This is a genomic window from Testudinibacter crocodili (assembly GCF_006228025.1).
GTDB lineage: Bacteria > Pseudomonadota > Gammaproteobacteria > Enterobacterales > Pasteurellaceae > Chelonobacter.
The window spans coordinates 1-6,839 of record NZ_VDHF01000137.1; the positions used below are offsets into that span (position 1 = coordinate 1).

A 6,839-nucleotide genomic window follows, 5' to 3' on the forward strand; every position below is an offset into this window, starting at 1 on the left:
AATATAATCCATAAAAATAAAAAATCAACCTATTTTTTTGCCATTTTATTAGATTTCTTACTAAATGAGTGGTTTTGTTAAATTTTCAATATTTAATAGCCGTTTTGTTTGAAAAACGTTATAATTTGCTACCTTCCAATGAATTTTATCTCAAAGCCACCGCATTGACGGTTTTTTGGAATCACTTTTCTTTCACTCAATAAACGAAGATTTTTACATGAATAATGAATTAGATATCAATAAATTGCGTAATATCGCAATTATTGCTCACGTCGACCATGGTAAAACCACGCTGGTTGACAAATTGTTGCAACAGTCCGGTACACTAGAAAATGCCCGTGGCGACAGCGATGAACGGGTTATGGACTCCAATGATCTGGAGAAAGAGCGTGGGATTACGATTTTAGCCAAAAATACCGCGATTAACTGGAATGGCTACCGTATCAACATTGTTGACACCCCGGGGCACGCCGATTTCGGCGGCGAGGTAGAACGAGTGTTATCGATGGTAGATTCCGTTCTGCTATTGGTTGATGCTTTTGATGGCCCGATGCCGCAAACCCGTTTTGTAACCCAAAAAGCCTTTGCTCACGGGTTAAAACCGATTGTAGTGATCAATAAAGTGGATCGCCCGGGCGCACGTCCTGACTGGGTGGTCGATCAAGTATTTGATCTATTTGTGAATTTGGGCGCAACTGACGAACAATTAGATTTCCCGATTATCTATGCTTCAGCGTTAAATGGCGTTGCCGGTATTGAACACGAAGATCTAGCAGAAGATATGACCCCGTTGTTTGAAGCCGTGGTCAAATATGTTGAACCGCCACAAGTCGAAAGCGACAAACCGTTCCAAATGCAGATTTCACAACTGGATTACAACAACTATGTTGGTGTAATCGGGATCGGCCGTATCAAGCGTGGCGCCGTCAAACCTAACCAACAAGTGACGATTATCGACAGCGAAGGCAAAACCCGCAACGGTAAAGTCGGACAAGTATTGGGGCATTTGGGTTTGCAGCGTTATGAAGCGAATATTGCCAGTGCTGGCGATATTATTGCGATCACCGGTTTGGGCGAATTGAACATCTCCGATACGATTTGTGATGTCAACAGCGTCGAAGCGCTGCCGGCATTGAGTGTCGATGAACCGACCGTTACCATGTTCTTCTGTGTCAACACCTCACCATTCTGTGGCAAAGAAGGTAAATATGTGACTTCTCGCCAGATTTTGGAACGCTTGAATAAAGAGTTGGTGCATAACGTAGCATTGCGTGTGGAAGAAACCGAAGATCCAGATGCGTTCCGTGTTTCTGGGCGTGGTGAGTTGCATTTATCAGTGTTAATCGAAAATATGCGACGTGAAGGCTACGAGTTGGCGGTGTCACGTCCGAAAGTTATTTTCCGTGAAATTGACGGTCGCAAACAAGAGCCGTTTGAGCAAGTTACGATCGATATTGAAGAGCAGCACCAAGGTTCGATCATGGAAGCATTGGGCATCCGCAAAGGCGAAGTGCGCGACATGGTTCCGGACGGCAAAGGTCGCACTCGTTTGGAATATATCATTCCAAGTCGTGGTTTGATCGGTTTCCGTAACGAATTTATGACGATGACTTCCGGCACAGGCTTACTGTATTCCAGTTTTAGCCACTACGATGATGTCAAACCGGGCGAAATCGGACAACGTATCAACGGCGTGTTGATTTCCAACGCCACCGGTAAAGCCTTAGCATACGCCTTATTCAGCTTGCAAGAGCGTGGCAAATTGATGGCGGAGCACGGTAGTGAAGTGTATGAAGGGCAAGTTATCGGCATCCACAGCCGTGGCAACGACTTAACCGTTAACTGTTTGCAAGGTAAAAAATTAACCAATATGCGTGCATCCGGTAAAGATGATGCCGTGGTGTTAGTGCCGCCGGTACGCTACACTTTGGAACAAGCACTAGAGTTTATCGACGACGACGAACTGGTTGAAGTGACCCCTGTTTCGATCCGAATCCGCAAAAAATTGCTGACCGAAGTTGATCGCAAACGCGCCAGCCGCACCACGACCAGCACTAGTACACGCTAAACGGCCTTAAGTTTTATATCGCAACCGCACTTTGGTAACACAGTGCGGTTTTTTTGTTATTTCAAATAATAAATTATGCGCCTGATGAGGCGCAAAATATATAGTTGATTGGCTTTAAATACTCTTGTTAGTCTAGTGACGGAAATGATAGAAATGCGCTATAGGGGTATTTATTATGAAAGCAACGTTTAAAGATGAAATACAGACATTCGGACGTTCATTGTTACTTCCGATTGCCGTATTAGCACCCGTAGGTATGGTGATGGGAATATGCAGTGCCTTAGGACAGAATTATATGATTGAAAAAATTCCGTTTCTTGGCAATGAATATTGTAAGGCAATTTTTTCATCGGTAGGTTCAATTGCTAGTATAATTTTCCAAAATATTCCTATTCTTTTTGCTATGGGGGTTGCTTATGGCATGTCGAAAAAAGAAAAAGGTATTGCTGTTTTTGCTGCAGTTATAGCTTATTTAACCTTATTGATCTCAATGAATGTCCATTTAAAATTATCCGGAGAATTAGTCAAAGAGAATATGGCATTTGTTGGACAAGGAATGGTGCTGGGAATTCATACCTTAAAAATAGAAGCCTTAGGCGGGATTATTGCCGGATTACTTGCCGCCAAGGTAACCGATCGATTCTACCGGCTACAACTTCCGTTAGCCTTTGCATTTTTTAGTGGAAAAAAATCCGTAGCTATTATTTCTATCGGATTGATGATTCCAATTGGATTATTGATTCCCTTTGTCTGGGATTGGTTTACTTTCGGCATGAGTAAATTATCAAGTATTATGATGGCGCCGGATATTGGTGCGGGCATCTATATGACATTAAATCGCTTATTAATTCCATTTGGGCTGCACCATGTATTAAGCTCGACAATCAGATTCACTGAAGCTGGTGGTACTTATTTGATTGATGGTCAAATATATGTGGGTATTTTGCCGGCAATGAATAAAATATTATTTGAATTAGGGCCGAACAGTGAAGCTTGGAATGAATATATGCCGACATTGGCAAGTTATTTAGCCTCTTCACAGATGCTGACAACATTATTCAGAATTCCAGCCATCGGTTTGGCGATGTATCATATGGCATATTTTAAAAATAAAAATTTGCTAAAGGGATGATTTTAACAGTGGTATTAACTGCCTTTTTAGGCAATATTACTGAACCATTAGAGTTTTCATTTCTATTTATTGCCCCAAAACTATTTATTGTATATGCGATTTTATGTGGTGTATTCGCTATTCCTTTGCAGATGTTAGGTGTGTCGATAGGCTATATTCGTGGAACAATTTTTGATTTTGGTATTTTCGGTTTGATGTATGAAAATACACATTGGGTGAACTTAATTTTACTGGGTATTGTGAATTTCATTGTCTTCTATTTTGTGTTCAGATATGCCATCAGTAAATTTGATATTAAAACACCGGGCAGGGAAGATGAAATGTCAGACAGTAGCCTGCTGAATAATAAAGAATATGATAAAGTGGCATCGTTAGTTATTGAAGCATTAGGTGGTAAAGAGAACATCAAACAAGTTGAAAATTGTGTCTCTAGACTTCGAGTGGATGTTGTCGATCAGAAAAAATTAAATATGGATTTAATTCGAGAATCAGGCGCATTAGGCACATTCATCCCTTCTAGCAATCATATTCATGTGGTATTCGGTCCGCATGTGGAATTTGTTAGAAATTCAGTGGACGATCAATTACATTAAAAGAGGGAGAAGTATGCGAGCTTTATATGATTCAAAAAGTAAAACAATCGACGACCGTGGAATGAGGGCATTATTTACTTTTGAAGCGAAGGTTCAGTCTTGGTTGGATATAGAGGCAGCACTAGCATTAGCGCAGTCAGAAGTAGGAATAATTCCGAAAGAAGCGGGCAAAAAGATTGCTGAAAAATGTAAAGTAGATTGTATTGATTTGCAAGAAATGGAAAGGTTATTACAGCAAATTGGACATGGTTTTGTGCCGGTGATTAAAGTTTTAATCAATGCTTGCGATCCAGAAAGCGGAAAATATGTGCATTATGGTGTGACAACCCAGAATATTCAGCAAAGCGGGCATCTCTTAATTGTTAAAAAATTTCATCGTATTTTGATGGGATTTTCAAAAGATATTTTGCTGAATTTGAGTCAGTTAGCGATCGCGCACAAAGAAACAGTGATGCCGGGAAGAACTCATGGTAAACATGCACTGCCAATTACTTATGGCTACAAAGTAGCGGTTTGGATTGATGAGATTTTATCGGCGATAGAACGTTTAGAGGAAGCGGAAAAACGGGTTTTTAGAATAATGATGGGAGGTGCAGTCGGGGCCTTTCATGCTACTGGAGAGCAGGGGCGTGAAGTTCAATCGTTGGTAGCAGCCAAATTAGGTATGCCTGCCATGAATATTCCTTCACGTAACAGCAGAATATTCCGTGCGGAATATATTAGCAATCTATGTTTATTAGCCACCACATTTCATAAGATCGCCGAAGAAGTTTATCAAACATCGAGTGAAGAATTTGCAGAAGTTTCTGAGGCTTTCAGTCAAGGCACTGTTGGCAGCAGTACGATGCCGCAAAAAATTAATCCTAAGTTGGCAAAAGGGATTATAGCCAATTCACAAAAATTATATTCTGTATTAACTGCCGCACTTTATGTTGCTCCCCGCCCATTTGAAGCTGACAGCTCTGCCTATTTTATTTTTGATGCTTCATTACAGGAGAGTATAGAGTTAATGGCAGAAATTATTCTGCGTGCAGAAGAATTAACCAGAACATTAGTGATTAATAAACAAAGTATGTATCGCAATGTTATGCTGACTCACGGTTTAATTAATAGTGAAAAGATTATGATGAGCCTAATTGAGCGCTTGGGAAAAGATCAAGCCCATGAATTAGTGTATGAAATCGCAATGGAAAGTCAAAATCTACAAAAAGATTATTCCGCTGTTTTACAAGCAAATACCATGATTCAAGATGTTTTTTCAGCGCAAGAAATACTCGCTATGCTGGCGCCAGAAAACTATCTTGGATTATGTGCTGTTTTAGCAACAGAAACTGCAGAAAGAGCAAAACACAAGATACAACAGATGGAGGAATATTAATGGAATGGGCGATAAAGTCATCACAAATTGTATTTCCTGATGAAGTTAAGAGTGGATATCTGGTTATTTCAAATGAGAGGATTCAAGGTTTTTATTCCAGTTATCAAGGAAAAATAATCGATTATACCGATCAGATCATTATGCCGGGGTTTATTGATATTCATATCCATGGTTGGGGCAGAGGGTCTTTTTCCCATAAAGGCAGCAGTGGCGCATTATCACGCATGAGCAAAGATTTAGTGCATACCGGTACAACCGCTTATTTGGCAACTTCCGGGGCAATGGCAAATGATTTTTTAGAATATTCTTTGGCACAGGCAGCGGATTATATTGAATCAGCTACTCCGGATAATGGCGCTGAAGTTGTTGGTATTCATATGGAAGGTCCCTATATTAATTCTGAATATTTAGGAATGCAAAGTGCGGATAGTTTACAACTTCTGAGTATTTCAGGCTTTGACAAATTTAATCAGATAGCGCGAGGACATATCCGTTCTATGACGTTAGCGCCAGAGCTGGAAGGGGGATTGGAGCTGACAAAATATTTGAGAAAGCAAAATATCACGGTTGCCGCAGGTCATACTGCTGCCACGTTTGACGAGATTACACGCGCCATCAAAGAAGCTGACCTGAACCATTTCACCCATTCATATAGTGCGATGCGTGGATTCCATCATCGCGAATTAGGTGTGGTCGGTGCATTAATGTATTACCAAGATGTTTTTGCAGAAGTTGCCAAGCAGACTGGAATAACGATTAAGCCGGAAGCGTTTGATATTCTTTATCGGCTAAAAACAGATAATAAAATGGTATTAACAACAGATTGTGTCGGCTTTGCTGATTTTCCGGCAGGATCGGAGTTTTATCATTATTTGCGCAAGCAGAAATTTAAAACGCAAGAAAATGGTTATTTACGCTTAGAAAATAGTGATGGATCTTATAGTGAAATTGATACTTCCAATTATGAAGCGATAAAAAATTTAGAAATGAGTTTTTTAGAATCAGTGCAAGCGGTTTTCCCGCGTTTGGATAACGGTTTGTTATCTGTCGCCAGAATTGCAAGCGAAAATCCTGCTTATTTAGCAGGCATATCGGCTCGAAAAGGTAGCTTAAATAGCGGAAAAGATGCCGACATTTTAGTTTTAGATAATCAGCTTAATCTGTTACAGGTTTACTGTAGAGGAATAAAACAGATTTGATTCGTGGTTTATAGTAGGTACATTTAAATATGTACCTATTTTATATCATTAGATAAAGATGTTTCCATGTTTTTCTGTTAAATAATGATGTAATTCTGTTTCATTCATACCTCTTGTTTGTATGATGAAATCATTTTTATTTATTTTGCTTTTGAAATTTGGAAATCCTTTTTTAATAAGCATTGCTATATCTTCTGGCGATAGTTCAAAGTTGATTTTAATACAGTCTATTCCTTCTTCCTTGAGGTAGTTTGATATCTTATTAGTGAAAGTTATAATAAAATCAAATTTTTTATAATTTAAAATATAGATTTCATTAATATTGATACAATCCACAATTTCTATATCAAATGTAGCAAGGAGAAGTTCCTTGAAGTAACCTACTTTTCGATCGGAAGAGTTAGTAACAATATATACTTCCTTTCTCTTTTGATTAAATGAATGCATTCGGATTTCAAATTTCTTTAGA

The 6,839-nt window shown here is 39.2% G+C and carries 5 protein-coding genes and 1 pseudogene; 5 read left to right on the forward strand and 1 reads right to left on the reverse strand.

Annotated elements, in window-relative coordinates:
- Nucleotides 1-217: 217 nt before the first annotated feature.
- The 5 genes and pseudogenes from typA (at nt 218) to FHQ23_RS11805 (ending at nt 6,370) form a co-directional block, all read left to right on the forward strand.
- Nucleotides 218-2,068 (forward strand): translational GTPase TypA, encoded by a 1,851-nt coding sequence (gene typA / locus FHQ23_RS11790; protein ID WP_132966286.1) that lies wholly within the window; start codon nt 218-220, stop codon nt 2,066-2,068.
- A 262-nt stretch (nt 2,069-2,330) separates the two neighbouring features.
- Nucleotides 2,331-3,250: pseudogene (locus tag FHQ23_RS12640) on the forward strand (PTS transporter subunit EIIC); the annotation flags it as partial.
- 144 nt (nt 3,251-3,394) lie between these two features.
- Complete coding sequence (locus tag FHQ23_RS12645) at nt 3,395-3,793, forward strand: PTS sugar transporter subunit IIB (RefSeq protein WP_326480829.1); 399 nt, start codon at nt 3,395-3,397, stop codon at nt 3,791-3,793.
- A 13-nt stretch (nt 3,794-3,806) separates the two neighbouring features.
- Nucleotides 3,807-5,171: a class-II fumarase/aspartase family protein gene (locus tag FHQ23_RS11800; protein ID WP_139614493.1), complete on the forward strand. Its 1,365-nt coding sequence runs from the start codon at nt 3,807-3,809 to the stop codon at nt 5,169-5,171.
- The gene (locus FHQ23_RS11805; RefSeq protein WP_139614494.1) at nt 5,171-6,370 is read left to right on the forward strand and encodes an N-acetylglucosamine-6-phosphate deacetylase; all 1,200 of its coding nucleotides are present in this window, start codon (nt 5,171-5,173) and stop codon (nt 6,368-6,370) included. The genes FHQ23_RS11800 and FHQ23_RS11805 overlap by 1 nt, the downstream gene beginning before the upstream one ends.
- A 48-nt stretch (nt 6,371-6,418) precedes the next feature.
- Here the strand turns inward: FHQ23_RS11805 and FHQ23_RS11810 are convergent.
- On the reverse strand, nt 6,419-6,839 hold a 421-nt coding region (locus tag FHQ23_RS11810; protein ID WP_267963710.1), incomplete at its 5' end, for a PTS sugar transporter subunit IIB.

Bases quoted from the DNA above. Each gene is read 5' to 3' on its own strand.
- typA (WP_132966286.1), top strand. From the start codon at position 218: ATGAATAATGAATTAGATATCAATAAATTGCGTAATATCGCAATTATT.
- FHQ23_RS12645 (WP_326480829.1), top strand. From the start codon at position 3,395: ATGTATGAAAATACACATTGGGTGAACTTAATTTTACTGGGTATTGTG.
- FHQ23_RS11805 (WP_139614494.1), top strand. From the start codon at position 5,171: ATGGAATGGGCGATAAAGTCATCACAAATTGTATTTCCTGATGAAGTT.
- FHQ23_RS11800 (WP_139614493.1), top strand. From the start codon at position 3,807: ATGCGAGCTTTATATGATTCAAAAAGTAAAACAATCGACGACCGTGGA.